Genomic DNA, 26,993 nt, shown 5'->3' with positions numbered 1-26,993 from the left:
GTTAACGATTGACACAAAGATAGCGTAAAAATACGGTGCTATTTAGTTGTACGAGGTCTTTTTACAAAGAAGAGACAAATGAAGAAGAAAGGTCCGTGGCATACTTTTTTGTAACAAATGGATTTTGCTGTGAACATTCACCGTTTTATTGTGTTATGAAGTCAAATGATTATATAACTAAATTTTTATGAATATATTGATCAGCGGACTCAATAATTACGTGGGACGGCGATGTACAAACCTAATGGCTGATGAAAACTTTCACGTGTTCGCTATCACGAGAAACAGAGCGCTGTTCGAAAAGCGTTTATCGGAGCCCCTGCATGCTGAAGTGTTTGAGTATGATTTACTCAAAGGAGAGGTAGATAGCCAAATAAACGTGCCAAATTTAGAAGCATCGTTTTACTTTACGCAGGTTCATACGCTCGATGATATAGTTAACTTACGGGTGGAATTGTTATCTCTGCGCAATTTTATCCATCTGGTTAAGCGTATGGGCTGTAATCGCATGGTTTACGTAGCACGTTTAATGGATAAGCGCGCGTTAGAGCCCATTTTGAATTTGCTAAAGGAATTTGCATTAGATTACACGGTAATCTTAAAAACTGTTGTTTTAGGAAAGGATTGTCTACTTTATAACGTATATCGTAGTATTGCGAAAAAAAGATTTATTTTTTATTCGAAGCAATATGGTGGGAATTTGTTACAACCGATAGGTGTATATGACTTTGTACGCTGGCTAAAAGCCGTTTTGGATGTTCCTGCTTTTCGTTATACTGTATTGGAAGTTGGTGGGGCAGAAACGATAACAGCAGTAGATTTATATGGCGTGTTTCGTGACCTAAAATTGAAGTTAGTTTCCCAAACCGTTGTTTATTTACCGCATTGGCTGCTTAACCTAATATCCAAAAAAAGCTTGGAGAGCGATACCGAAATGGCTGATTTTCTCCGCGGTATCCAGGAGGAAAGTGTAGTGACTAATACTTGGAAAAAGCATCTTTCCTTTACCTTCTCTTCCATCGAAGAAATCCTTCTAGCAGAGTAATTTCCTTGTTCATTGCCCGTTTTCCGGTTATTCTACTATTTTTGTTGTTTACTATATTTCGAAAGGCATGGGATATAACAGTTTGGCAGCGTGTGTCGCTGATTTGGAACAACACGGACATTTGGTACGCATCAGAGAAGAGGTAGATCCCCACCTGGAAATGGCAGCCATCCATATGCGGGTATTTGATGTTGCTGGACCCGCGCTTTTCTTTGAGAATATAAAAGGATCAACATTTCCTGCGGTTTCCAACCTCTTCGGGACGTTAGAGCGTTCAAAATTCATGTTCCGTGATACATTAGATCACATAAAAAAATTGGTTGATGTAAAGATGGATCCCTCGTCAGTGCTGAAAAGTCCTTTTAATTATGTCGGTTCGTCCATGGTGGCATTTGGCGCACTTCCGTGGAAGAAAAAAAGAGGGGCTTCTATATTGTACGGACAAACGCAAATATCTGCTTTACCCCAAATCGTCAACTGGCCAATGGATGGTGGTGCATTTGTGACAATGCCGCAAGTGTATACAGAAGATATTTCGCGTCCTGGCATTATGCGGGCTAATCTGGGAATGTATAGAATACAATTGTCTGGTAACGAGTATGTTGAAGATAAAGAGGTTGGTCTCCACTATCAATTGCACCGCGGTATTGGCGTACATCAGACAAAGGCAAACCAACTTGGTGTGCCCTTAAAGGTCAGTATTTTTGTCGGCGGCCCACCGTCGCACGCACTTTCAGCAGTGATGCCATTGCCCGAAGGACTTTCCGAAATGATTTTTGCCGGAGCATTAGGTAACCGACGTTTTCGCTATTTCTATGACGAAGAAGGGTTCTGTATTTCAGCTGACGCTGATTTTGTCATAACCGGCACGGTGTATCCTGATGAAACAAAGCCCGAAGGTCCCTTTGGGGATCATATAGGTTATTACAGTTTGACGCATCCCTTTCCACTTATGAAAGTGCATAAGGTTTACCACCGCCGGAACCCCATCTGGTCATTTACGGTTGTAGGCAGGCCGCCACAAGAAGATACAAGTTTTGGTGCGCTGATTCATGAAATCACAGGGAATGCAATTCCTCAACAGATAAGCGGTCTGCATGCTGTTCATGCGGTTGATGCTGCGGGGGTACACCCGTTATTATTTGCAATAGGAAGTGAGCGTTATACACCGTATCAAGAAGTGAATCGTCCACAAGAAGTCTTGACGATTGCCAATCAGATACTGGGAACAAATCAGCTTAGTTTAGCAAAATATCTGTTTATCACGGCGCGTAACGATAATCCGCAGTTGGATATTCACGATATCTCCCGGTTTTTTATACATGTCTTCGAGCGCATAGATCTATCTCGTGATTTACATTTTTTAACGAATACGACCATTGATACGTTGGATTATTCCGGCGATGGGCTGAATGCCGGCTCGAAAGTCACATTTGCAGCTGTAGGAAACAAAAAACGGGAACTGCTGAAAGAAATTCCGACCGCTCTAGATTTTCCTAGACCGTTTAACCAGGCTAAAATGCCTCTACCGGGTGTTGTCGTGGTCGACGGAAGGCCGTTTACAACATATACTGATGAAGGGAATGTTATCGATGCGTGGTGCAAGGAAGTACAATCGAAGGATTGGGCCGGTATTCAGCTAATTGTGCTGGCAGACGATGCTGGCTTTACGGCGGATACCGTTAATAACTTTGTGTGGGTAACTTTCACACGTAGTAATCCCGCTTATGATATTTATGGTATTGATAGTTTTACCTCCTTTAAACATTGGGGATGTAAAGGGCCCGTGATCATCGACGCACGAAGTAAGCCTCATCATGCGCCGGATTTGATCAAAGATGAGACGGTGGAGCGAAAGGTAGATCGTTTAGGGGCAAAAGGTGGGTCTTTGTATGGAATCATATAGAACGACGTATTTTGGAAGTTTAGACTTTTATGGATAAGTTGTGTGTTAATCAAATGCTTGTTTTGATGTCATTTTGCTAACCAAATAATTGTTTTTTTATTTTTTTTTCAATAAAATATAAAAAAAATTGTTGATTTGATTTTTTATATGTTTCTTTGTGTTATTACTCTAATACATATTAGTGAACAGTATTAAAATTAAAATTTATGTGTGGAATTGTTGGTGCTTTTGAATTAAAGCCTTTCTCCTCGGAGAAGTTGAGGCCGCAGGTGTTGGAAATGTCGAAGCGCATTCGTCACCGTGGACCCGACTGGTCAGGTATCTTTACCAGCGAAAAAGCTATTTTAGCGCATGAGCGCTTAGCTATTGTTGATCCTAAATCGGGAAGTCAGCCGTTGTTTAGTCCAGATAAGAGCGTTGTCCTTGCTGTGAACGGCGAAATATACAATCATCAACAACTCCGAAATACATTGCCTAATTACGAATTTACCACACAATCGGATTCGGAAGTTATTTTGGCGCTGTATCTGGCTAAAGGTCCTTCGTTTATAGAAGACTTGAACGGCATATTTGGCTTTGCGCTATATGATTCGCGCGACAACTCTTGGTTGGTGGCGCGTGATCATATGGGTATCATTCCTTTGTATTATGGTAAAGATGAACAGGGACAGCTCTTCGTGGCGTCAGAACTGAAATCATTGGAAGGGTTTTGTGTGGAGATAGCACAATTTCCTCCAGGGCACTATCTGTCGAGCAAAGAGGGCAATGAACCCAAGAAGTGGTATATACGCGACTGGGAGTCTTATGATGTAGTAAAAAATAACGAGACAGATATAGCTAAATTACGTCAAGCGCTTGAAGATGCGGTACAACGACAGCTGATGTCGGACGTTCCCTACGGCGTTCTATTATCTGGTGGGCTTGATTCTTCTGTTATCGCAGCTGTTACGAAGAAATTTGCGTCCAAGCGCATTGAAACAGAAGGGAAGGAAGAAGCTTGGTATCCACAACTGCATTCTTTTGCGGTTGGTCTAAAAGGTGCGCCCGATTTAGTTGCTGCAAAAAAAGCAGCTGATCACATTGGTACAATCCATCATGAGATTAACTTTACGATTCAAGAGGGCTTAGATGCGATTCGAGACGTTATTTATCACCTAGAGACCTACGATGTAACGACTATTCGTGCCTCAACGCCGATGTATCTTCTATCACGGGTTATCAAGTCCATGGGAATTAAAATGGTGTTATCTGGCGAAGGTTCAGATGAACTCTTTGGGGGGTATCTATATTTTCATAAAGCACCTAACGCTCAAGAATTTCATGAAGAAACCGTCCGAAAGTTGAATAAATTGTACTTATACGATTGTTTGCGTGCGAATAAATCGTTGGCAGCGTGGGGTGTGGAGGGCCGTGTGCCGTTTTTGGACAAAGAGTTTATGGATGTTGCCATGACGCTTAATCCAGCGGATAAGATGATCAAAGATGGACGAATGGAAAAATGGGTGGTGCGGAAAGCATTTGAGGATTATCTGCCAGAAAGCATAGCATGGCGACAAAAGGAACAATTCTCTGATGGCGTGGGATATAGCTGGATTGATACATTAAAGGAATTGGCAGAAAGCAAGGTGTCAGATGTTGAATTCGAGATAGCGGCAGCACGCTTTCCCGTTAATCCACCTAAAAATAAAGAAGAGTTTCTGTATCGTTCCATTTTTGAGTCGCATTTCCCGTCGGAAGCTGCGGCCAAAACGGTGCCGTCTGTGAAATCGGTGGCGTGTAGCACGCCAGAGGCGTTAGCGTGGGATGCGTCTTTTCAGAATATGAACGATCCCTCAGGAAGAGCGGTAGCCCATGTGCACAATGATAGTTATGAAAAGACGTCCCAGTCGCTAATCTAAAGACTATTAAAGCTCTTTTAATTTGTTTTTGTAGAGATGTGGGGTAGCACATCTCTACCTTCTCGTCTACGCTATAATGGTCTAATCCAGATGTTTCGGAAATGGACCAAATCGCCATGATCCTGCAAGATAATAGGCCCCGCACCATGAGCTTGCATCTTGGGTAAACCTATATATTCTGTTGTTCCTTCGATAACGGTGTTGTTTTGCACAACAACACCATTATGTAGTAGCGTAAATGTGCCTTTACTAATCAGCATACCATCTTTATTGAATCTCGGGGCTTTGTAAATGATGTCATAGCGGTGCCATCTGTCTTCTGATGCCCGTACCTCCACTAGTGGAGGTCTTTGCTTGTATAGGCTTCCGGCCTGACCATTTACGTACGTGGGGTTATTATCGTTGTCTAATATTTGAATTTCGTAACGTCCCTGAAGGAATATGCCGCTATTTCCACGTCCCTGGCCCTCACCTTTGATAACAGCTGGACTTTTCCATTCTAGATGGAGCTGAAAATCCTCAAACGTTTGTTTGGTCTGGATGTCGCCCGTTTTGGGTTTAACAGTCAAGGTGTTATTCTCTAGCGTCCATTCAGCCGGTTGTGTGGGGTTTTGGCGACTTACCCAGTGATCAAGCGTTGTTCCGTCGAATAGAACGATAGCATCGCTAGGTACTTGGTTGTAAACTGTTACGACAGGAGGTTTAGGTGAGTAAAATTCGGTATCTTCCGGTTTAAATTTTGTTTGTGCCATACTACTAATAGATAATGTTAGAAATAACAGCGTGCTTCCTAGTTGAGTCTTCATCAGATGTTGTTTTTACGTTTAATAAAGCAATATTATGTATTAATTCTTACATTTTTCATTTTTTCATATGTTTGTATATGGGTTCTATCATACAGGAAGTAGCACTTCAGAAGGTACGCTTTTTTTCTCCAATCGGTTATTACAAAGAAGAACGTATTTTGGGTAACGAGTTTTTCGTGGATGTCGTCGTTCGCTTTCCTTTCGACAATGCCAACACGGAAGACTTATCGAATACGATTAACTACGGAGAGCTTTACGATCTGCTATATGAGGTCATGAAAAAAGAACGTACACTTCTTGAGTCTGCCGCCGAAGAGATTCTTTCTAAAATACAAGACCGTTATTCCTTTGTTGACGAAGCGCGGGTGTCCGTCCATAAAACGACTCCTCCGTTCGGACATGATCACGTGCAAGCTATGGTTTCCCTGTGTTACATTAGGTGACAATGTGGCATCTAACATCTTTTTTAAACGACAAAATGTCTTTGTTGCTATTTTTTTCTCATTCGGTATAAGATTTGATTTGGATAAGTACATTAAAAGAAATTAAAAAATAGGAGGATATAAAAATGGCATTAATTAAATTTCCCAACAGAACTATTAATTCAGACGCAGTTAACCCTTATGTTAACAGCTTTTTTGATAACTTTTTGAGCGATTCATTTATTAGTGATCGACTTATTACACGTGTACCAGCAGTCAATATTGCGGAAACTGACAAGTCCTTCAAAATAGAATTAGCGGCTCCGGGACTACAGAAATCAGATTTTAAAATCAATGTGGATAAAAATATGATTACCATTTCCGCAGAGAAAAAAGAAGAAACGAGCGAAGGCGATAAACTCTACAGTAAAAAGGAGTTCAGTTATACTTCCTTTACACGCTCATTTTCACTGCCCGATTCTGTAAATTACAATGAAATCGAAGCCGAATATATACACGGTGTTTTACAAGTGACCGTTGGTAAGAAAGAAGATGCAATCGTTGCAAAAAGGCTCATCGAAGTGAAATAATAATTGTAGTAGTGTAGTGGTTTAAGGTGAGGGAGAGCCTCTGCAGATTTTTGCAGGGGCTTTCTTTTTGGTATTTTTTTTATGTCATCGTGCTGACTTTTCTGTATTTTCATTTATCTTTGCTGAATTATGAAAATTACTTCTCTATATCGGGTATTAAGTGCGCGCGACAGAATAGCGTAAACACCAGGCATCCACTATGCCTCGATACCCGTTAAAATAAGCCGTTCAGCGCTTGTTTTATTCAGATTCTCATTTTTTTAGTTTTGATTACAAAACGTCAAAAGGTTACGTTTTATACAGAAAAGTTTATGCAAGAGAAAGAAAACTGGAAAAGGAAATTCCTCATTATATGGATTGGGCAATTCATATCATTGATTACCAGCTCAGCGGTGAATTTTGCTATTATTATATGGTTGAGCATCGAACATGGCTCAGCTGAGATACTTGCGTATGGTGCTATTGCAGGAATGTTGCCTGCAGCGGTTATCGGTCCATTTGCAGGGATTTACATTGATCGTTGGAACCGGAAGAAAACGATGATGTTTGCCGATGGCTTCGTCGCATTATGTACATTAGTAATGTCGGTTAGTTTTTACATTGGGTATGAAAGCCTCATACTAATATACGCTATGCTGGCACTACGTTCGGTAGGATCGGCTTTCCATATGCCCGCTATGCAGGCATCTGTCCCGATGATTGCACCCGCGAGTGAACTGTTACGAATTGCGGGCGTAAACCAGATGATACAGTCAATATCCGCAATTGCAGGTCCAGCATTAGGAACTTTAGCGATCACTTTGATGTCGATAGGCAATGTGTTGCTATTGGATATCGTTGGTGCTACTGTCGCTATCACGGCATTACTGTTTGTACATATCCCGAATCCGGAGATCCCTGAAAAGGCAAAAGCTAGTTTCGAACAGGCTTGGAATGACCTAAAATTAGGATTTAAAGCAATTTTGGACAACAAAGGGCTGACCTGGCTTTTTGCTTATTCTACCATCGCCACCTTTTGTATTATGCCTGTGGCCGTGTTGTTTCCGTTGCTAACCTTGCAATATTTCGGCGGAGGCAAATGGGAAATGAGCATAGTCGAAATGGCTTGGGGAATTGGCATGTTGGTTGGGGGGAGTGTGTTGGGAATTTTTAAACCCACGATTCGGAAAGTGGTGATGATCAATATGACTACCATTATTTTAGGGATAAGCTTAGCGTTATCAGGCGTTATCCCACCACATACGTTCTGGATTTTGGTAGGATTAACAGCTATAGGCGGCATAGTAGCAACGATTTATAACGCGAGTTTTATGACCGTACTGCAAGAGGAGGTGCGTGCGGAAGTAATGGGGCGTGTCTTCTCCCTCTATTTCAGTATGGCCATTATCCCCACTGTCATCGGACTGCTTGGAACAGGATGGGTAGCAGATTTCTTTGGTGTAAACAATATTTTTATTGCTTTAGGATGCATTATTGCCCTTGTTGGCGTGTTTTCTTTCTTTAATCGCTTTGTTATGGAGTTGGGGAAAAAGGATTCGTGTTAATGGTTATAGTTGTGAAGCCGGTTTATTGAAATTAAAAGCATACGGCGTTGTTTTCATGTACACATAATATTGATTATCTTCGATAATTGTTTTGTGGCTTTATAACAAAAAAACATCGGTTAGTTTATGATAACGTACAGCACAGCAGCTTTGCTTTTTCCGGCTATCAGTTTAATCATGTTAGCATATACCAATCGGTTTTTGGCCTTGGCTGCTCTGGTGCGGAGCTTACATGCCAAATATCTCGAACACAATAAAAAAGGTGTACTGCAAGGTCAAATCGGAAATCTTCGCTACCGACTTAAATTATTGCGACATATGCAAGGTGCGGGCGTAGTGAGCTTTATAAGCTGCATCGTGTGTATGTATGGCATCTACTTAGACAATGTATTGGTAGCCGAAATCACTTTTGCAATGAGCCTTTTGTTTTTTACTATATCGTTAGTTATTTCTTTCGTGGAAATTCAGCTGAGCAATAAAGCCCTGGAGCTTGAGTTGAGTGACATGGATTCCGGAAAGGTTGACGATCATCAGAAGGAGTAAGCTCAGGAGTATGGTGTATTAATTCCTAAATTCGCGTTTGTATTATAATGCCAGTTCGAGCAGCGAGATGTGCGAAGCCATCGGTCATTATGGCTGAAGAAAGGCCGCCCCATTTGCTATCGGCGGTATCCCACACTTTTTCCCACGATTGACCTTCCGGAATAGCAAAGCGCTGCGTGGACGACGAAAAATTGAGAATGCATATCAACATTTCTTTTGTGCATTCAAAACGTAGTACCAGCGAATCTTTCTGCAGATCATGACCCACGTGCAGATTTTCTCTTTTGAAACTCCGAAGTACAACATTCGACTTCCTTAAAGCAATCATGCCTTGATAATATCGAAGCATGCGTTGATGCTCTGCTAGAGCCGTTTCCGTCCAATCTAACACGCTGTTATGAAAGGTTTTTACATCCTGTGGATCAGGCATCTCTCCTTCGCCGTGAAAATCAGAAAACTCTTCACGACGGCCTCTGCGGACGGCAGTTATTAGTTTGGGATCGCTATGGCTTACAAAATAATAGAAAGGCTTTTGTGAGGCCCATTCTTCGCCCATAAACAATAAAGGGATGAACGGCGAAACCATGATAGCCAATGCCATCAAACGCTGTAAATCAGGCGTAAACAGCATACTGCTTCGTTCACCGAGCATACGGTTGCCGACCTGATCATGGTTCTGTGAAAAAACAATAAATTTCTCTCCTGGAATCCCGTTAGCACTGCTGCCGAAAAACTTGTGCCGATGTGTAGAATACTGACCAGTAAATACATAAGCCTGTTCGTAAGCTTTCGCTAGATGTTCGACGCCATTAAACTCCTTATAATATCCTTTTTTTTCTTCGCCAGCGGCAACACGTAATGCATGATGGAATTCATCTAGCCACTGGGCGTCGATGGCAAAACCGTTTTGTTCCAAGGGTTCTAAAAAACGTTTGTCATTCAGGTCACATTCCGCCATTACATAATGTCTTTGTCCCGTTTCACGCATTAAACCATCTGTTGTACGTCTAATATCTTGAAGTATATGCGATGGACTAAAATCCTTTATAGCGTGGACGGCGTCAAGACGAAGAGCGTCTACATGAAAATCACGGAACCACATCAATACATTTTCACAAACGAAGTCGCGCACACCATGACTCCATGAGTCATCATAATTGACGGCTTTTCCCCAAGGTGTATGGTATTTTTCCGTCAGATATGGACCGTATTTCTCTAGGTGATTGCCTTCTGGACCGAAGTGGTTATATACTACATCGAGAATGACGGCAATACCGTCTCGATGACAAGCATCTACCAGCCGCTGCAGTCCCCGGGCGCCACCGTAGGAATGCTGCGCAGCAAATAAAAATGTGCCATCGTATCCCCAATTTCGCTCTCCCGGAAACTGTGCTACAGGCATGATTTCTATTGCGGTTATCCCTAGATCTTTGAGATAAGGTAGGCGTTCGATAACACCCTCGAAATCGTGTGTAGGAGAAAATGTTCCGACATGTAGCTCGTAGATAATGAAATCAGCCAAAGGTTGACATTGATAGTCCTGATCAGTCCAATCGAAATGAAGATCTACAACAGCCGATGGCCCATGCACGCCTTCCGGTTGGGATCGTGATACTGGATCAGGTAACGCTTCGCCGTTCACGACGAAATGATACCGCTGTCCGGCTGCTATCTCCTTGCTTTCCCCATACCAGTAACCATAGGCCTGCGGTGACAGGACGATATCTTTATTAGGCTGATAGGTTCGGCATATTACGCTTTTTGCTTTGGGAGCCCATACTGTAATTTGGACTTTATTTTTCGTAAGCGTAACGCCTAGTGGTGTTATTCTCCCTGTATTCATGAGCAATTTAATGTATGCTATTTTTAAGAGCGTATCATGTTTATATTTCGGTCGACATTAAAACAATAATGGAACGTGCAGGCACGGTAATGTTATTATCAGCGGCATATGTGTTATGGGCGCCGATAGTCTCTATATTGGTGTCTAAAACCATTATCCATTCTTTGCAGTATTTAGCATTTGGTAATTTATAGCTGATGTCTTCCCAATAAGCGTTGAACATGATATAGAAACTATTGTCTACGATTTTAGTTCCATCATCGTCTGAGGTCCGTATACCATTGCCATTTAGAAAAACGGCTAAGGATCTAGCGAAATCATTTTGCCAATGTGATTCTTGCATTTCCTGTCCTTCGGGATTAAACCAGGCTATATCTTCTAGGCCAATACCTTTTATAGGGATACCTTGAAACCATTTTCTTCGACAGAATGTGGGATGTTCTTTTCGAAATGCAATTAATTGGCGGGTAAACTGCAGCAATTTTTCATCCTGCCCGTTCCAGTCGAGCCACGATATATCATTGTCTTGGCAGTACGCGTTATTATTGCCATGTTGGGTGCGTCCAAACTCATCGCCCGCCACAATCATCGGAACACCTTGTGACAAGAACAATGTCGTCAGCAGGTTTCGTTTCTGTTTTACACGGAGCTTATTGACTTCTTCGTCTTCTGTCGGACCTTCGACGCCACAATTCCAAGAGCGGTTGTGATTGTCTCCATCCAGATTATCTTCTCCATTCGCCTCATTATGCTTCTCGTTATAGGAGACAAGATCGTGCAAAGTAAACCCATCATGTGCCGTTATGAAATTAATGCTTGCTGTCGGCCTGCGGTAATCCCCTTGATAAAGATCGGATGAACCTGTCAATCTATCTGCAAACTCCCCCAGCATGCTGTCTGCTCCGATCCAATAATCACGCATACAATCACGGTACTTCCCATTCCATTCCGCCCAGCCCGGAGGAAATTCACCTACTTGATAGCCACCTTCTCCGATATCCCATGGTTCGGCGATGAGTTTTACCTGAGAAATAACGGGATCTTGATAGATGACGTCAAAGAACGAACTTAGTTTATCTACATCATACAGCTCGCGGGCAAGAGCGGACGCAAGGTCAAATCTAAAACCGTCGATATGCATCTCTAGAATCCAATAGCGTAGACTATCCATAATCAGGCGTAGTACATTGGGTAAACGCGCATTGAGCGTATTTCCTGTGCCGGTAAAATCCATATAGTAGCGAGGATCTTCGGTGAGACGATAATATGAAGCATTGTCAATGCCTCGGAAAGAAAGAGTTGGTCCCATCTCGTTGCCTTCACCTGTATGATTATACACTACATCTAATATCACTTCTATTCCGGCGCGATGGAGCTCCTTCACCATATTTTTGAATTCGATAACTTGCTCTCCTTGACTACCGATTGATCCATAACGAATGTCCGGTGCAAAAAATCCGATCGTATTATAACCCCAATAATTTGTCAAACCCTTTTCGTGGAGATGCCGGTCAGTAATAAAATGATGTATGGGTAAGAGTTCTATCGCCGTTATCCCCAGCGATTGGAGATAAGAAATAGTTACAGGATGGGCCAATGCAGAATAAGTGCCCCTTATTTCTTCTGGAATTTCAGGATGCTGTGCAGTAAACCCCTTGACGTGTGTTTCATAAATGATACTGCGATGCATAGGGATCCGAAGCGGTGTGTCTCCTTCCCAATCAAACGTGTTATCTATCACGACCCCCTTTGGAATAAACGCTGCACTGTCTTTTTCGCTAAAGCTTACATCCGCGTCCGAATGGCCTACCTCATAACCGAATAACGCATCATCCCAGCGTAATGTGCCCGCTATCGCTTTGGCATAGGGGTCTATAAGGAGCTTGTTGGGATTAAAGCGATGCCCCTGTGCAGGTTCGTAAGGTCCGTGTACTCTATAACCATATAACTGTCCAGGACCGATATCCGGGATATAGACGTGCCATACCTGATGCGTCCGTTCTTTGATTTCGATCACCAAAGATTCTCTTTCATCCGTTGCTTGTTCAAAGAGACAAAGTTCTACAGACGCTGCATTTTCCGCATAAATAGCAAAGTTTACGCCGTTACCGTCATAGTTGGCTCCGAGGGGATAAGGTGACCCCACAAGTATTTTTACATTCATTTTTTTATATTTTTCATTTGTATAATTTCTCTTTCAATGGGGATGCTATCAAGCTTATTCACCTATCGTTCTTCATATCCGGTCATATAATTTCATGAGGTCACGTAGTTTTGTTTTGACACGGTCATGAAAAGCATCGTGCGGTGCTATCCAGTTCCAATTACCTATAGCCCTTGCCGGATTATTCATGCGATGTGTTCCGGGAAGGGATAGAAGGTCCTGCATAGGCACGATTGCCGTATCCGCTACCGAAGCATATATCATTTTCAACATCATATCAACGATATTTGTTTCGTTGGTAGTAATGGATGTATACATCGAAATCCGTTCCTTGGCCGCATCATCCAACTCTTCATTGAACCAACCCATTACGGTATTATTATCGTGTGTACCGGTATACACAAAGAAATTTCGGTCGTAATGGTGTGGAATATGAGGCGACAATGCCATGTCGTCGCCGAATGCAAATTGAATAACCTTAGTTCCTGGTAATTGAAAAGCATCTCGTAACTCGTACACCGCGTCGTCAATATCGCCCAGATCTTCCACAACGAAGGGCAGCTTACCCAATTTCGATTTTATCTTGGTGAAAAAGTCTTTTCCCGGACCCGGTTTCCACTGACCATTTTTGGCGGTTTTGCTTCCGGCAGAAACCTCCCAATATGCTGAAAACGCTCTAAAATGATCAAGCCGAATCTTATCAAAAAGCTTGCAATTATGTGATAATCGACGCATCCACCATTTGTAACCATCTTGTTTAAGTGCTTCCCAGTCGTATAAAGGCATACCCCAAAGTTGCCCATCCGCGTTGAAATAATCTGGAGGTACCCCAGCTACAGACCGAAGGCTTCCATCTGATTTCAACGAAAATAAATGAGGGTGTGCCCAAACGTCGGCGGAGTCATGGCTCACGTACATAGACACATCTCCTAAAATGCGAACGCCAAGTTCCCGACAATATCTTTTTAATTTTTTCCATTGACTGAAGAAAACATATTGCGTCCATTTTACTTCCAGAAGTTGCGTTTGATATTGGGCTTCGAAATTAGCGAGCGCTTCTGGATTACGAGACTTATACGACTCTGGCCATAGATACCAAGGAGCCTGCGAATAGGCGCTCTGCAAAACGACAAATAATGCGTAATCATCTAACCAGTAAGCTTCTTTCTCACAAAAACAAATAAAAGAAGAATCGTTAGCAAGATCTGTCCGTTCGAAGGCTGCATGTAGCAATGCTCTTTTTATGGATTCAACGCTTGCGAAATCAACGTGTACGCACTTATCAATCATTGCCTTTTCTAATTCTTCCGGTGTTAGGAAGTCGTCTTCCGCTAATGCTTCTAAGCTGATTAATAGGGGATTTCCGGCCATAGCGCTGCGGGTGCTATATGGTGAATGATTTTGTTGATTGGAAGTAGGTCCCAATGGCAATATTTGCCACCAGCGTTGTCCGCTGGATTTGAGAAATTGTACGAAGTCATATGCCGCTGGACCGAGGTCGCCGATACCTAAACGAGAAGGCAAGGAAGTAATATGCAACAACACACCGGCGCTTCTGGGATTCGGTTGTTCGCTGTAGCAAACCACGGCAAGAGGGATATCGCTAAAAACGGTAGATAACTTTAACGCCGTGCCCTCTCCCGTGATGGGACATAGTATATGGCGCCAGCGCACAGGTTGTCGGTTGGGTAACACGACCGAGGTATCTTCCCAGTCGAGATGGTTTTCGGTATCATTTCTTAGCTCGTCGATAGCAGCAAGATGGAGAGGAACGATAACAACTAGCCAGTCTTTTTGATGCTTACGGGCATAGGCCAGTATATGCTGACGGTATTTTCCTGTGACCTCTAAAGGCACATATTCTCCCTCGGTGAATAATAGTTTATATTGTTTACGAAGTGCTAGTAAAGTTTTCAGCAGCCAAAGTTTGATCTTGCCCGTATATCGTTCTTCCCAGAGCACCGGAAGAATATGATTTGTGTCCACCTCGTCGATTTCCTGCAGATAGTTGTTTCTGGTAATGTAGTCAACCTGACGTCTGTTATCGGGATCCACAAAACTTAAGTCCCAGAGCTCCGTTCCTTGATAAGTGTCTGGAACGCCCGGGCATGTGTATTTTAGTAAGACCTGAATCAACGAATTCATTATTCCAAAATCCACCATGCGTTTTAAATAGGCATGAAAGACCGAAAAGAAAGATCCTTTCTTATCTAGTAAAAATTGGACGAAATGATGTATGCTCTGTTCGTATGTCTTATTTGGTGCCGCCCAATCGGAACGTTCTTTCCCTTCCCGTAAGTACTTTGTTAGATAATTTAAAAACCGATTCTCGAAATCATCGTCGGGAGAATTCGGCATGGGATACGATCCGAACATCGTTTGATAAATAAAATAAACGTCGTTAGGGTGTGGGGGATCTGCCTTATATTGTGCCGTTACAATTTTATGCCAGACATTAACTTGTTCTTCCCATGCTTCTGGCCAGGCTGACAGCACCTGAAGACGAGCTCTTACATCTTCGCCGCGCTTAGTGTCGTGGGTAGCCGTGGCATTGAGCGAAGAGGGCCAGTTTGCTTGTCGTTTTCGCATGGCTTCATGGAAAGTCGGAATAGATATACCAAAATTTTCTGGGTGATCACCCACCTCATTATGGACAATGAATCGATTATAGGTGTACATGAGTGTATCTTCAACGCCCTTTGCCATGACAGGACCAGTGAATTGCATGCAACGATGGAAAAAAGCCATGGCTTTTTTTCGATAGGACTGATTCGGCTCATGCTGTGCCCGTTCGATACTATGTCGCAGTCTGTCAGCTTCTCGGACGCCTTTTTGCCGCATCATGTCAAAAACGTTCATTACCGTTGCATAAACGTCTGGACTAAATGGAAAGGTCTCCTCGTAAACACGATATACCGGAAAGTAGACTAGAAATTCTCGGATGGCCTCCCCGAGTTCTTCCATATCAAACATATTATCATCGCAATTCAGATCCAGAGTCACAAAAAACGCACATAAGTTTTCGACTTCACCCAGCATATGTTGTGATAGAATATATCGTTTCTTTGTTATTTGTTGCTCCATTATTGAACCACTATTTCCAACTTGTTTTTCGTATAAATTGGAAAGAAGGTTCTCGCTTTTGGAATTGGTGAGTAGGTTATTGCATAAAGCTAAAAAGTCATAGCCCGTTGTGCCCTGGACTGGCCAATCACGGGGAAGTTCCTCCTCCTTTTCTAATATTTTTTCCACGACGATATAGGTGTCCGGGCCACACAGTTTCCGTAAGTCCCTAGTGTATTTTGCGGGGTTGTGGAGGCCATCAATATGATCGATACGGAATCCCTCAACGATCTGTTTAGAGCGCAGTTCTCCAAGAAAGTGGTGCATGTCTTTGAATACGTCATCATGATGTACATTCATACAAATCAATCCATTGACGGTAAAGAAACGTCGATAATTTATGCGTTGATCTGTTTCTTTCCAATGGCAGAGCCGATAATGTTGCTTGGACAGTATCTTCCGTATTTTTTCCTTATTGTTATTAATATGGGACAAGTGCCGGTCAAAGCGCTCTCGGTGAGGCAATGAATGCATAGAAGCAAATATCTTTTCCCGATGCCGATACCATTCCTCGGAGTGGTTATAATTTGGTTTTGTATCAAGATAATGAACAATTTCATTGAAATCAGGCTGGACTAATAATAATAAATCACCCAGTATATCACCGTAGGCGGCCGGATTGACAGGAAGCCGATGATTGAAATAAGTAATATATAACGCGTGATTTTCAAAAGCAACTGCAATTTCGCCTGATAGGATGGCCTCGTTAATTTCCTTGTCAAGAACGGGAACCATGAGCTTACCTTTTTTGAATAACGCGCTGCTGTACGTTGTATCGAAGTAGCTGCTGTAGTGAGAGATTTCGCCATATTCCAGCGTATGCATTAGCCAACTATTTTCATGATGGTAGGCCATGTGGTTCGGAACGATATCCTGTAACCATTTTATGTTAAGTTGAGTAAGACGTGTTTTAAGTTTTTCTAACTGGTCTAATGTGCCTAATTCGGGATTAATGGAGTTAACGTCGGTGCTGTCATAGCCGTGTAGACTGCCAGAGACAGCGTGTAGAATAGGGGACGCATAAATGGTGTCAATGCCAAGACTACTCAGATAGTCTATAACCCGCTCCAAATGCTGAAAATTGAAATTCTCATTAAATTGGATACGGTACGTGCCGCTCGATATGTTCATTGCCGTTTCGCTAAAAATAAGTTATCTAGAGATGGGGGAGATATTATTCATTTCCCCCACATGAATTAACGTCTAGTGGTCGAATTAGTTCTCTTTTTTTTGCTTCTGATAGAATTTTCTAAAAAAGTAAGCTTTCTGTCATAAAAAGCAACAAAAAAGAAAATTTTCAAAACGAGATTCCACTAAGCGTGTTCTATATATACCTATGACAAACTTTAAAGCATCGATAATTGAACAGATGAAATTGAAACTAAAATAATTTTACAATGAAAATAGGAATAACTTTTTCTGCTTTTGATCTATTACACGCAGGACATATTAAAATGCTTGAAGACGCTAAGGAACAGTGCGACTTCCTTATCTGCGGGGTGCAGACCGACCCTACTTTGGACCGCCCGGAGAAAAATAAGCCCACGCAAACGGTGTTTGAACGCTATATGCAGTTAAGGGGCTGTAAACATGTCGACAAAGTTATCCCATATGCGACAGAGCAAGACTTGGAAGATATACTCCGTTCCTATAAAATTCATGTAAGAATTCTAGGAGATGAGTATAAGGACAAAAATTTTACTGGACGGAAGTACTGTGAAGAAAAAGGTATTGAGCTTTATTTCAATCGTAGGGAGAACCGATTTTCCAGTTCATCATTACGTAAAATTATCGCAGAAAAACAGCACGAGGGACCGGTTTCCATCGTACATCTAAAAGAGAATGTAACGTTACCATTACAACGGCTGAATGCTTAGCGGATTTTGCAAAAGAATAACAAGACTTAATAGAAAAAAATGAAAGTAGGAATTATTTTTGGTGAATTTGATCTGTTACATCTAGGCCATCTCGTTATGTTGGAAGAGGCCAAGCGATACTGTGACCATTTAATTATCGGATTAAAAACGGATACCGCAGAAAGGGATCAAAGTAGGCTGCATCCAGCACAAACCATTGTTGAGCGCTTCATAAAACTGGAAGGTTGTCGATACGTAGACGAAATTATTCCCTACGGATCGGACGAAGAGCTGTTGGATATGTTACAGTCCTTACCCATCGATATTCGGTTTGTAGAAGGAAGCATTTCTCATTTTCCTGGAAAAGATTATTGTTTAAAGGAAGGAATCGAGATTCATTACACAAAGCACAAACACCGTTTTACAAGTGATAGGTTGCGAAAGGTAGTGACAGAGAAGGAATTGACGAAAGCGCAGCTAGTTAAAACGATTAACTAGCATTCAGCATAGTTCAGAAATATCCGATTCCGATGATGACGAAATACTGAGGAAAAAAGCATACGAATGGAAAAATAAGGATACGATTATACATTTGACATGAAAAGGATAACAGTAGGAATTGTTAGCAATAATAAGCGATTGCGCATCGCCTATAGATTATTGCTCGAAGAGGAGGGTGATGGCGAGATGGAAGTTTTATGGGACTCCCTATTAGGGGAAGACTTGGGGCTCTGCCAAACGCGTTACGAACAGCCAGATGTCCTTCTTATAGATTATGAGGGGTGGTGCAATCAAGCGTCCTTTAGTTTAGAAGACCTGAAAAACCTTTTCCCAGAAAGTGCCTTCCTACTTATTTGCGACGATTGCGAAAAAAATCTAAGTAAGGAGGAGCGAGGTGTTAAATTACGGCAATTTTTGATTTCTAAGTATTGCTCCGTGCAAACATTATTATCTTCTATTTCACAAGTCGTTCTGTCGGCTATGCTGTCTAAAAGAAAGCCAAGTAGAGGATTTGCCTAAAAGCCACTAAGTAATTGAAAATTTCTTTTTTATACATGTAAATAGACTACCATTATGATTATAACAGCAAAAACACTGACGATTATCAAGCATAGGTTAACATTTTTTCTTTTCTTATCTTTCTTGTTCTCGGCATGTGTCGATTTATCAAAACCCCGAGATGAAGACGGAGCAGCTACAGACACTCCTGCTGAGCGTCAGGGACACTCGGGAAATTCCGCAGCGCAGGACGATGAATCGACAACAGATGTGTCTGTTAATCCTTCCGAGTTCGAAGGCACTTATGAAGCTACACTTCCTTGTGGAGATTGTGATGGGGTACACACGATAATCGTTATTAACAACAATCATACATTCCGAATCAGCAGTGAATACTTAGGGAAAAACAAGAAAATAGAAGACAATGGTCCATTTAAATTAATTGAAAATGCGTCCATTATTCATCTTAAAGGTACGGACACGGATTTGAAGTTAAAAATAGGGGAGGATAAACTTTTTCAATTAGATAAAGATGATCAAGTGATTGAAGACGAGCATGCAAAAGACTTTACTTTTGAAAAAAAGGATACGTGACCAGGTTTCCCGTTTAGGAGCTTGCCAAATTTGCTTAATCCTTACAATTTTCCGATATATATATCACCGTATAGTCTGCTGCCTCATCAGTCTCCTGTATGCCAGTCGTGGCGTTTATCGTCAATGGCTTTTGAGTTAGTTGGTTGGAAACCAGTTTAAAAGCCACTCTCATCGAATCCCTCGTGCCTTCCTGCATGTAATTCCACATGGCCGTAATCTCATTGTCAGAAATAGTTCCCAGTAAGATCCCTTTACGACTGTCTTTTTCTTTTGGTATCCAGTTCATCTCGCCTTCCACCTTATCACCATTTATAGTAAACGTAACATTTGTCGTATCTTGTTGGTCAGTACCTTCTGTTCGGATAAAACAATAAGATTTGTTCTGTTGCGGTCTACTTGCCACCGTACGGATGGTATCTTCATCAATCCTTTTTATATCTTCGTCGTTTCGACTGCCATCGCCTACGCACGAGCCTAGCGCGATAGCACATAGTAAGAAATAGTTTTTCATTCTTTATTTAAAATCATGTTCAATGTCCTCTACAATAGTAGTGCCGAAATGCTTGGTGTCATAGCGCGATAGGAGAACGAAAAGATACCTGTTCTATGCGCTAAATACGCTTCTTTAATGTTCAATACAACTATTCGTTTTTTCATCCGTTCACTTGATGAAGTTTATAGTCGACATCTATTGATCTGTCGATTGTTGATTTAAGGAGAATATTGGATTAAATATTTGCTAGTAACGAAGGAACAATGGATGGGAAAAAAATCTTTATTTGTGATGATGATGCGGGAATTATAGATGTATTAAAATTGATACTCGAGTCTACTGACGCGGAAATAATAGCTGAATCCCGTAGCGCCCGCGCATTTGAAAGGTTGATAAAAGAGAAACCGGATGTTTTGATTGTTGACCTGTGGATGCCCGAAGTGAGTGGAGAACAGCTGATACATAAAGTGCGTAGTCACGTTGAACTGCAAGAAACATATATTATATGCATATCTGCTAGTTATGAGGGTGAGAAAATAGCCACGGACGCTGGAGCTGACGTATTTCTTGCAAAACCATTTGATATGAACGCGATCTTGTCACTGGTATAGTACGGATAGCATGAGCTAAATAATGGATTGACGTGGAATGAATGTCAGTTCGATGTAATAATCTTTTTTATAATTTTTTGTTAAAAAATTTATTGTACATTTACATCAATTAATTATTTTTTTTATTTATTTAATCGCCATGAAAGAAGGCATAGTAAAATTTTTTAACGAAACTAAGGGTTTCGGATTTATCACTCCAAGTGAAGGAGGTCGCGAGATCTTCGTTCATTCGTCGGGACTTACAGAAGATATCCGCGAGAGTGATCATGTATCGTTCGAGGTACAAGACGGGCAGAAAGGCCCAAGTGCAGTAAATGTGAAGTTAATCTAAGTTATTCTTGCATATATTGTAAAAGCCGTTCTCATTGAGACGGCTTTTTTTATAAGCGTTCCAATTTGTGGATTTTTCGAACCTGATCCCGTGACTCTAGGAAGCCGAAGCTTTACAATTTTAACGATATAATATGCTGAATACCAATTATTATTCTTATCTTTAAAAAAAGGTCTGCAATTTTACTTAACCCACGCAGCAGATTGAATAAAATAAAACATACTGTTTTATCCTGAAATTTTCGGTTGCTTACCGGTAATCCTTTCTCTTTAAAGCACGTAAAAACACAATCCTCTTACCAACAAGACAAGTACACGACATCGAAGGATACGATAGTCAATGTGTTCAGCAAAAAGAAGAAATAATCAGTTGACCGGAATTGCCGTTCAGCATTTTTAATATCGTTACAATACCATGAAATCAACAATTAAATTTAACAATGTAAATACATTATTTTCAAAGTCATTAAAAACAAGAATAAACAATTATTTTAATACCAGTGGAAAACCGCGGACGGGCGATTGGAGAATCATCCTCAAAGCGGTTATTCTTTTGGCTTCGCTAGCCTCTCTCTATATATTATTGGTGTTCATGCAGCTACCTGTAGCGATTGGTGTCCTCCTGTGTATAGTCTTGGGAGTCAATTTTGCGGCGATAGGATTTAACATCATGCACGATGCGGGACATAATTCGTTTTCCCGTAATACAAGGGTCAATACATTTCTTTCCTATAGCTTGAACTTGGTGGGGGGTAATATTTATTTCTGGAAACTGAAGCATAATATCGCACATCATACCTACACCAATATCGAGGGTGAGGACCACGATATTGAGATTAAGTTTATGCGCGTACACCACGACCAAAACTTGAGGAAACATCATAAGTATCAACGTTTCTATTTTATGTTCCTCTACGGAGCGTCTTATTTAGCATGGATCTTTTTTCAGGACTATGAAAAGTATTTCCGCCAGCGACTTGGTAGAAAATCCGATAGATTTCCTTTTCCGCTAAGAGAGAAATTTATCTTTTGGATAAGTAAGATAGGTCACCTCGGTATATTTGTCGTTGTACCGGTCATTTTAGTGGGGTGGCTGCCTACCTTGGTAGGGTTGATGATTGCAGGGATGGTATGTGGGATCTGTTTGGCGACGGTATTCCAGCTTGCTCACGTCGTTTCTGAAACGGAATTTAAAACTATAGAGGCCGATAAAGTGGAAGAAGAATGGATGATCCATCAACTTCAATCGACAGCGAATTTTGCCACGAAGAACAAAGTGTTGACCTGGTTGCTCGGTGGATTGAATTTTCAGATCGAGCACCATTTATTTCCGAGGGTAAGTCATGTACACTATCCCGAAATTAACAAAATTGTACAACAAACATGTCATGAATTCCAAATAAAGTATTTCGAATTCAAATCGTTCGGACAAGCGTTCAAATCACATGTATCAGTCCTAAAATATATGTCGAACTAGCCGAGCATTATTTTGAACTTTTGCGTGGGAACCTTGTTTTAAATCCATGGAAGGAGATAGATCATTTCAACGAATCCAACAAGTGGAAGACGAGAACCGAGCACTTCGGAATAGAGTAGCGGAATTGACGGATTTTATCGAGAATGCGGCCATACCACTACATTGGGTCAATGCCGAAGGAATTATTATTTGGGCAAATCAAGGTGAATTTGATGCTTTAGGGTACACTCCGCAGGAATATATAGGTGCTTCTATTCGCGACTTCCATGCGGATACGAAGACGATAGAAGATATTCTAGCACGGCTAACTAATAATGAAACCTTATATAATTATCCGGCTACTCTTAGATGTAAGGATGGAACGATTAAGCATGTGCTTATTAGCTCTAATGTCCTGATAAAAGAAGGAAAGTTCATCCATACCAGATGTTTCACAAAAGATGTTACCGAAATTATCCAACAGGAAAAGAAACGGAACGATTTGTTGTCGCTTTTAGAAAGAAGTGAAGAGCGATTAAGGTTGGCGATAAACGCAACAAAACTTGGTATATGGGACTGGAGATTCGATGAAGAATATATCCACCTTTCCGAGGAAGCTAGAAAGATCTTAGAAATTAAGGAAGAGTGCTTTCAAATAGAAGATATTTTAGAGCGTTGTTGTCCCCAAGACATCAAGCATATTGGACAGCTTACACAGCAGTGTTACAAAAACGCGCGTGGTCACAGCTTCGAGTTTACTGGGTCCATCCGCAACGTAGAAGGTAATCAGTTTAAATGTATAAAACTCCAGGTAGCGATTTATCTCAATGAAGATAACATACCCGATCGAGCAGTCGGCACAATCCTAGACATTACCGATGCGAAAGCGGAGGAAAAGAAAGGAGCAGAATTAGCAGCAATCGTCAGGACCTCTTATGATGCGATCGTCAGTAAGTCGTTGGACGGTGAGGTGATGACCTGGAATGCTGCAGCAGAACGGATGTTTGGTTACAGTGCAGCAGAAATGATCGGACATTCGATATTGAAAATAATTCCCCAAGATAGAACGGATGAGGAAAACTATATCTTGAGCAGATTACGAAAGGGTGAAACCGTAGAACATTTTGAAACGAAACGCCGCATGAGCAACGGTAATCTTTTAGATGTATCGTTAACCATCTCCCCGATCAAAAACAACAGAGGAGAAATCATAGGTATATCGAAAATTATCCGAGATATAACTGACAAAAAGCAGGAAGAGCGTCGTAAAAACGATTTTATATCTATGGTTAGCCACGAGCTTAAGACGCCGTTAACCTCCATTCTTTTATATGCCCAGGTGCTAAATAAAAAATCTGTAAAGAATCAACACATCGTGGCGCCGGAAATGGTGAAAAAAATTGAGATACAAGCAAAGAAGATGATCACTATGATAGGCGACTTTTTGAGTTTAACACGATTGGAAGAAGGAAAGATCCATCTCCGCTTTGATACATTTCAACTTTTTACGTTGATAAACGAGATTGTGGAGGACGCTGCTTTGCTCAACGTAAGCCGCCGGATAAAAGTTGTAGGCGATAACCCTGTAAAAATATACGCGGATCGAGACAAAATCGGACAGGTATTGACCAATTTGGTCAGCAACGCGTTAAAGTACTCACCTGCTGGGGGCGAAGTAACGATAGGCTGTGAACGAAAAAACGGGAAATTAAAGATTTTTGTTAGCGATCAGGGAATCGGTATAAGTAAGGCCGAGCAAAGAAATTTATTCCAACGCTTTTATAGGGCTAATGATGAAGCTTGTAATAATATTTCCGGATTCGGAATCGGACTCTTTCTCGTATCAGAAATACTTCAACATCATGGATCGGATATTCACGTCGAAAGTGAAAAAGGAAGAGGATCCCTATTTTTCTTTTTTATAGATGAATTCCGGAGGATGTCGTTCCTTCCCGAGTAGTCTGCGCTTCCCTTTGATCCATAAGGCAGAAATGAAGTTTATTTAGGGCCACTGAAATCTTTCTTGCGATTCTTGCATTTTTCAGACGCGATAAAGGTTATTATATCGTAAATTTATGCTATGAAGAAAGCGGAAAGAAATAAGGGGTTTGTCTTTAAGCAATACCAGGAGCCCTTCCAGACGCCTTTTGATAAGCTGTTTGAAATTTTCAAGGAACTCATCATCCATACTTCTGGTGATTTTGATGAAGCCATCGATTGGTTGCGGGAACTGGACAAAGAGTTCAAACTGACGACGCCCGAATATACCGTAGACGATTTTATAGAAGATCTGAAAAATAAGGGATACATTGTAGAACGTTTAGGTTTTGGTGGTGGAGATGGGGTGGACATCACCTCGAAGATGGAAAAAGCCCTCCGACAAAATGCCTTGGATCAGATTTTTGGTAAGATGCGCAAGGGCAAATCCGGAAATCACAAAACCAATTATCAAGGGCGTAGCGACGAGAATACTGGGGATTTTAGAGACTACCAGTATGGGGATAGTCTGGAGAAAATATCGGTGACAGAGAGCTTAAAAAATGCGCAGATCAATCACGGAATAGGAGATTTTAGTTTGTCGGAAAATGATCTGGTTGTCGAGGACACGCAATTTAAATCGCAGATGAGTACGGTGCTGATGATTGATATCAGCCACAGCATGATTCTGTATGGGGAAGACCGAATTACACCAGCGAAGAAAGTGGCCATGGCCTTATCGGAGCTCATCCTCACACGCTATCCTAAAGATTCGTTGGATATCATCGTCTTTGGCAATGATGCTTGGCCTATAGCCATCAGAGACCTCCCATACCTACAAGTCGGGCCGTTCCACACCAATACCGTTGCCGGCGTACAGCTAGCCATGGACATACTCAGGCGAAAACGCCATGCGAATAAGCAAATATTCATGATTACTGATGGGAAGCCGAGCTGTTTGAATATGCCGGATGGTACATACTATAAAAACCCAATGGGTTTGGATCCTTTTATCACCAGCAAATGCTACAGTGTAGCGGCACAAGCACGAAAATTGGGCATAACGATCACAACATTTATGATTACTGCTGACCCCTATCTGCAGGAGTTTGTCGATGAATTTACGGCATCAAATCAGGGTAAAGCCTACTACACAGGACTGGGAGACCTAGGCGAAATGATTTTTGAAGATTACGAAGAAAACCGTAAAAAGAGAATCCGCTAAACATTGATTTAGGAACAACAGCATAACGATTTTACACGCATTCATTTGCGTCTTTAATTAAGAATAAGATTATATGGACTATACGAAGATAAAGACATTTGGTGAACTAAAAAATGCAGGATACACACCCAAAACGATAAAGGAAGAGCTGCGTCATAATCTGATAACAAAAATACAGAAGGGTCAAACCGTTTTTGAAGGGGTACATGGTTATGAGGAAACGGTTATTCCAGAATTGGAAAGAGCTATTCTCTCTAAACATAATATCAATCTACTCGGACTTCGTGGTCAAGCAAAGACCCGATTGGCAAGGTTGATGGTTAATCTGTTAGATGAATACGTACCTATGGTCGAAGGTTCTGAAATCAATGACGATCCATTTAGTCCCATCTCCCGATATGCCGTAGAATTGCTGCGTGAGAAAGCGGACGAAACACCTATTAGTTGGCTTCATAGAAGCGAGCGTTTTGCGGAGAAACTGGCGACGCCAGATGTGACCGTAGCGGATTTGATCGGTGATGTAGACCCAATAAAAGCAGCAAATTTAAGGCTAAGCTATGCCGACGATCGCGTGATCCATTTTGGGATGATTCCACGGGCGAATCGTTCTATATTCGTCATTAACGAATTGCCAGACCTGCAGGCTAGAATTCAGGTGGCGCTCTTCAATATTTTGCAGGAAGGAGATATACAGATCCGGGGATTCAAGTTACGCCTACCGTTGGATGTCCAATTTGTATTTACCGCCAATCCCGAAGACTACACCAATAGAGGAAGCATCGTGACGCCGTTGAAAGACCGTATAGGGTCACAGATTTTGACACACTACCCAACGTCCGTGGCTGTTGCCAAGACAATTACAGCACAAGAAGTCGGCTTAGAAACTGGACAGAAGGAACAAATCTATGTCCCTGAGCTGGCGCGCGAAATACTGGAGCAAATCAGCTTTGAAGCTCGGGAAAGTGAGTACATCGACGTGAAAAGCGGTGTCAGCGCGCGGATGAGCATTACCGCATTCCAAAACCTGCTGAGTACAGCGGAACTGCGCATGCTGAGAAACGGCGAAACTTCGACTGCGGTACGGCTAAGTGATTTTATGGGTATTGTGCCTGCTATAACCGGAAAGGTAGAATTGCTTTACGAGGGCGAGCAGGAGGGGGCCGCTGCAGTTGCTATACAGTTGATCGAAAATGCGGTGAAGACTATATTCCCCACCTTATTCCCCAAAATAGAAAAATTAGAAAAGGAAAACGAACAATATCCGTACGATGATATTATGCGTTGGTTCTTGAGTTCAGACGGTATTGAGTTGCTGGACGAACTGACCAGTATGGATTATCAGCGGACGCTGGAACAAATAGAGCCTATCGGCGCGCTAATACAGCAGTATCAACCAGAGACAAAGCAGGAAGATATTTATTTTCTTAGCGAATTTGTGCTTTGGGGGTTGACCTTACACAACAAACTGAGTAAATACAGGGTAGATAAAGGGTTACAGTTTCAAGATAATTTTCAGGGCTACCTAAGAAATAATCTTTAGAACAGTACTATCACATATTAATATTATT

Annotated in this window: 22 protein-coding genes; 17 read left to right on the top strand and 5 right to left on the bottom strand. The window is 41.7% G+C overall.

Going from position 1 to position 26,993, the window contains the following annotated elements:
• The first annotated feature begins 187 nt into the window (after window positions 1–187).
• From C5749_RS08305 to asnB, 3 genes are all read left to right on the top strand, one after another.
• A complete protein-coding gene (locus tag C5749_RS08305; protein WP_105724740.1) occupies window positions 188–1,045 on the top strand; it encodes an SDR family oxidoreductase in 858 nt (285 codons plus the stop codon).
• A 67-nt stretch (window positions 1,046–1,112) separates the two neighbouring features.
• Window positions 1,113–2,951: a UbiD family decarboxylase gene (locus C5749_RS08300; RefSeq protein ID WP_105724739.1), complete on the top strand. Its 1,839-nt coding sequence runs from the start codon at window positions 1,113–1,115 to the stop codon at window positions 2,949–2,951.
• Window positions 2,952–3,157: 206 nt separating this feature from the next.
• Entirely contained in the window at window positions 3,158–4,849 is a 1,692-nt protein-coding gene (gene asnB, locus C5749_RS08295; RefSeq protein ID WP_105724737.1) for an asparagine synthase B, read from the top strand.
• A gap of 71 nt (window positions 4,850–4,920) precedes the next feature.
• Here the strand turns inward: asnB and C5749_RS08290 are convergent, their stop codons facing one another.
• The gene (locus C5749_RS08290; RefSeq protein WP_105724735.1) at window positions 4,921–5,655 is read right to left on the bottom strand and encodes a 3-keto-disaccharide hydrolase; all 735 of its coding nucleotides are present in this window, start codon (window positions 5,653–5,655) and stop codon (window positions 4,921–4,923) included.
• A 77-nt stretch (window positions 5,656–5,732) separates the two neighbouring features.
• On the opposite strand from C5749_RS08290, the gene folB reads away from it, so the two are divergent.
• The 4 genes from folB to C5749_RS08270 all read left to right on the top strand — a co-directional run bounded on the left by folB (window position 5,733) and on the right by C5749_RS08270 (window position 8,754).
• Window positions 5,733–6,098 carry a dihydroneopterin aldolase gene (gene folB / locus C5749_RS08285; protein ID WP_181151315.1) on the top strand — a complete coding sequence of 122 codons (366 nt, stop codon included), beginning with the start codon at window positions 5,733–5,735 and terminating at the stop codon, window positions 6,096–6,098.
• Between the two features lie 125 nt (window positions 6,099–6,223).
• A complete protein-coding gene (locus C5749_RS08280) occupies window positions 6,224–6,667 on the top strand; it encodes an Hsp20/alpha crystallin family protein (RefSeq protein ID WP_105724733.1) in 444 nt (147 codons plus the stop codon).
• Window positions 6,668–6,978: 311 nt separating this feature from the next.
• Window positions 6,979–8,211, top strand: coding sequence for an MFS transporter (locus C5749_RS08275; RefSeq protein WP_105725334.1), 1,233 nt, complete (start codon window positions 6,979–6,981; stop codon window positions 8,209–8,211).
• A gap of 126 nt (window positions 8,212–8,337) precedes the next feature.
• Window positions 8,338–8,754: a DUF2721 domain-containing protein gene (locus C5749_RS08270; RefSeq protein WP_105724731.1), complete on the top strand. Its 417-nt coding sequence runs from the start codon at window positions 8,338–8,340 to the stop codon at window positions 8,752–8,754.
• Window positions 8,755–8,779: 25 nt separating this feature from the next.
• On the opposite strand, the gene treZ is transcribed toward C5749_RS08270, so the two are convergent.
• The 3 genes from treZ to treY all read right to left on the bottom strand — a co-directional run bounded on the left by treZ (window position 8,780) and on the right by treY (window position 17,015).
• Entirely contained in the window at window positions 8,780–10,597 is a 1,818-nt protein-coding gene (treZ, locus tag C5749_RS08265; protein WP_105724729.1) for a malto-oligosyltrehalose trehalohydrolase, read from the bottom strand.
• Between the two features lie 40 nt (window positions 10,598–10,637).
• Window positions 10,638–12,761: a glycogen debranching protein GlgX gene (gene glgX / locus C5749_RS08260; protein WP_105724727.1), complete on the bottom strand. Its 2,124-nt coding sequence runs from the start codon at window positions 12,759–12,761 to the stop codon at window positions 10,638–10,640.
• Window positions 12,762–12,833: 72 nt separating this feature from the next.
• On the bottom strand, window positions 12,834–17,015 hold the full coding sequence (gene treY, locus C5749_RS08255; protein WP_105724725.1) for a malto-oligosyltrehalose synthase: 4,182 nt from the start codon (window positions 17,013–17,015) through the stop codon (window positions 12,834–12,836).
• 266 nt (window positions 17,016–17,281) lie between these two features.
• On the opposite strand from treY, the gene C5749_RS08250 reads away from it, so the two are divergent.
• From C5749_RS08250 to C5749_RS08235, 4 genes are all read left to right on the top strand, one after another.
• Window positions 17,282–17,761 carry an adenylyltransferase/cytidyltransferase family protein gene (locus C5749_RS08250; RefSeq protein WP_105724723.1) on the top strand — a complete coding sequence of 160 codons (480 nt, stop codon included), beginning with the start codon at window positions 17,282–17,284 and terminating at the stop codon, window positions 17,759–17,761.
• 39 nt (window positions 17,762–17,800) lie between these two features.
• Complete coding sequence (locus C5749_RS08245) at window positions 17,801–18,238, top strand: adenylyltransferase/cytidyltransferase family protein (protein ID WP_105724722.1); 438 nt, start codon at window positions 17,801–17,803, stop codon at window positions 18,236–18,238.
• 99 nt (window positions 18,239–18,337) lie between these two features.
• Window positions 18,338–18,760, top strand: coding sequence for a hypothetical protein (locus C5749_RS08240; protein ID WP_105724720.1), 423 nt, complete (start codon window positions 18,338–18,340; stop codon window positions 18,758–18,760).
• A gap of 54 nt (window positions 18,761–18,814) precedes the next feature.
• On the top strand, window positions 18,815–19,333 hold the full coding sequence (locus C5749_RS08235; protein ID WP_105724718.1) for a copper resistance protein NlpE: 519 nt from the start codon (window positions 18,815–18,817) through the stop codon (window positions 19,331–19,333).
• 34 nt (window positions 19,334–19,367) lie between these two features.
• On the opposite strand, the gene C5749_RS08230 is transcribed toward C5749_RS08235, so the two are convergent.
• Window positions 19,368–19,844: a hypothetical protein gene (locus C5749_RS08230; protein ID WP_105724717.1), complete on the bottom strand. Its 477-nt coding sequence runs from the start codon at window positions 19,842–19,844 to the stop codon at window positions 19,368–19,370.
• A gap of 245 nt (window positions 19,845–20,089) precedes the next feature.
• On the opposite strand from C5749_RS08230, the gene C5749_RS08225 reads away from it, so the two are divergent.
• From C5749_RS08225 to C5749_RS08200, 6 genes are all read left to right on the top strand, one after another.
• Window positions 20,090–20,437: a response regulator gene (locus tag C5749_RS08225; protein WP_105724715.1), complete on the top strand. Its 348-nt coding sequence runs from the start codon at window positions 20,090–20,092 to the stop codon at window positions 20,435–20,437.
• A gap of 139 nt (window positions 20,438–20,576) precedes the next feature.
• Entirely contained in the window at window positions 20,577–20,768 is a 192-nt protein-coding gene (locus C5749_RS08220) for a cold-shock protein (RefSeq protein ID WP_105715747.1), read from the top strand.
• A gap of 414 nt (window positions 20,769–21,182) precedes the next feature.
• A complete protein-coding gene (locus C5749_RS08215; RefSeq protein WP_105724713.1) occupies window positions 21,183–22,244 on the top strand; it encodes a fatty acid desaturase family protein in 1,062 nt (353 codons plus the stop codon).
• A gap of 46 nt (window positions 22,245–22,290) precedes the next feature.
• Window positions 22,291–24,183 carry a PAS domain-containing sensor histidine kinase gene (locus tag C5749_RS08210; RefSeq protein ID WP_105724712.1) on the top strand — a complete coding sequence of 631 codons (1,893 nt, stop codon included), beginning with the start codon at window positions 22,291–22,293 and terminating at the stop codon, window positions 24,181–24,183.
• A 120-nt stretch (window positions 24,184–24,303) separates the two neighbouring features.
• Window positions 24,304–25,425, top strand: coding sequence for a vWA domain-containing protein (locus C5749_RS08205; protein WP_105724711.1), 1,122 nt, complete (start codon window positions 24,304–24,306; stop codon window positions 25,423–25,425).
• Window positions 25,426–25,498: 73 nt separating this feature from the next.
• Complete coding sequence (locus C5749_RS08200) at window positions 25,499–26,965, top strand: sigma 54-interacting transcriptional regulator (protein WP_105724709.1); 1,467 nt, start codon at window positions 25,499–25,501, stop codon at window positions 26,963–26,965.
• Window positions 26,966–26,993: the final 28 nt, after the last annotated feature.

It is taken from the genome of Sphingobacterium gobiense, assembly GCF_002980575.1.
Classification (GTDB): domain Bacteria; phylum Bacteroidota; class Bacteroidia; order Sphingobacteriales; family Sphingobacteriaceae; genus Sphingobacterium; species Sphingobacterium gobiense.
This window is presented reverse-complemented; position numbering and strand designations above follow the sequence as displayed.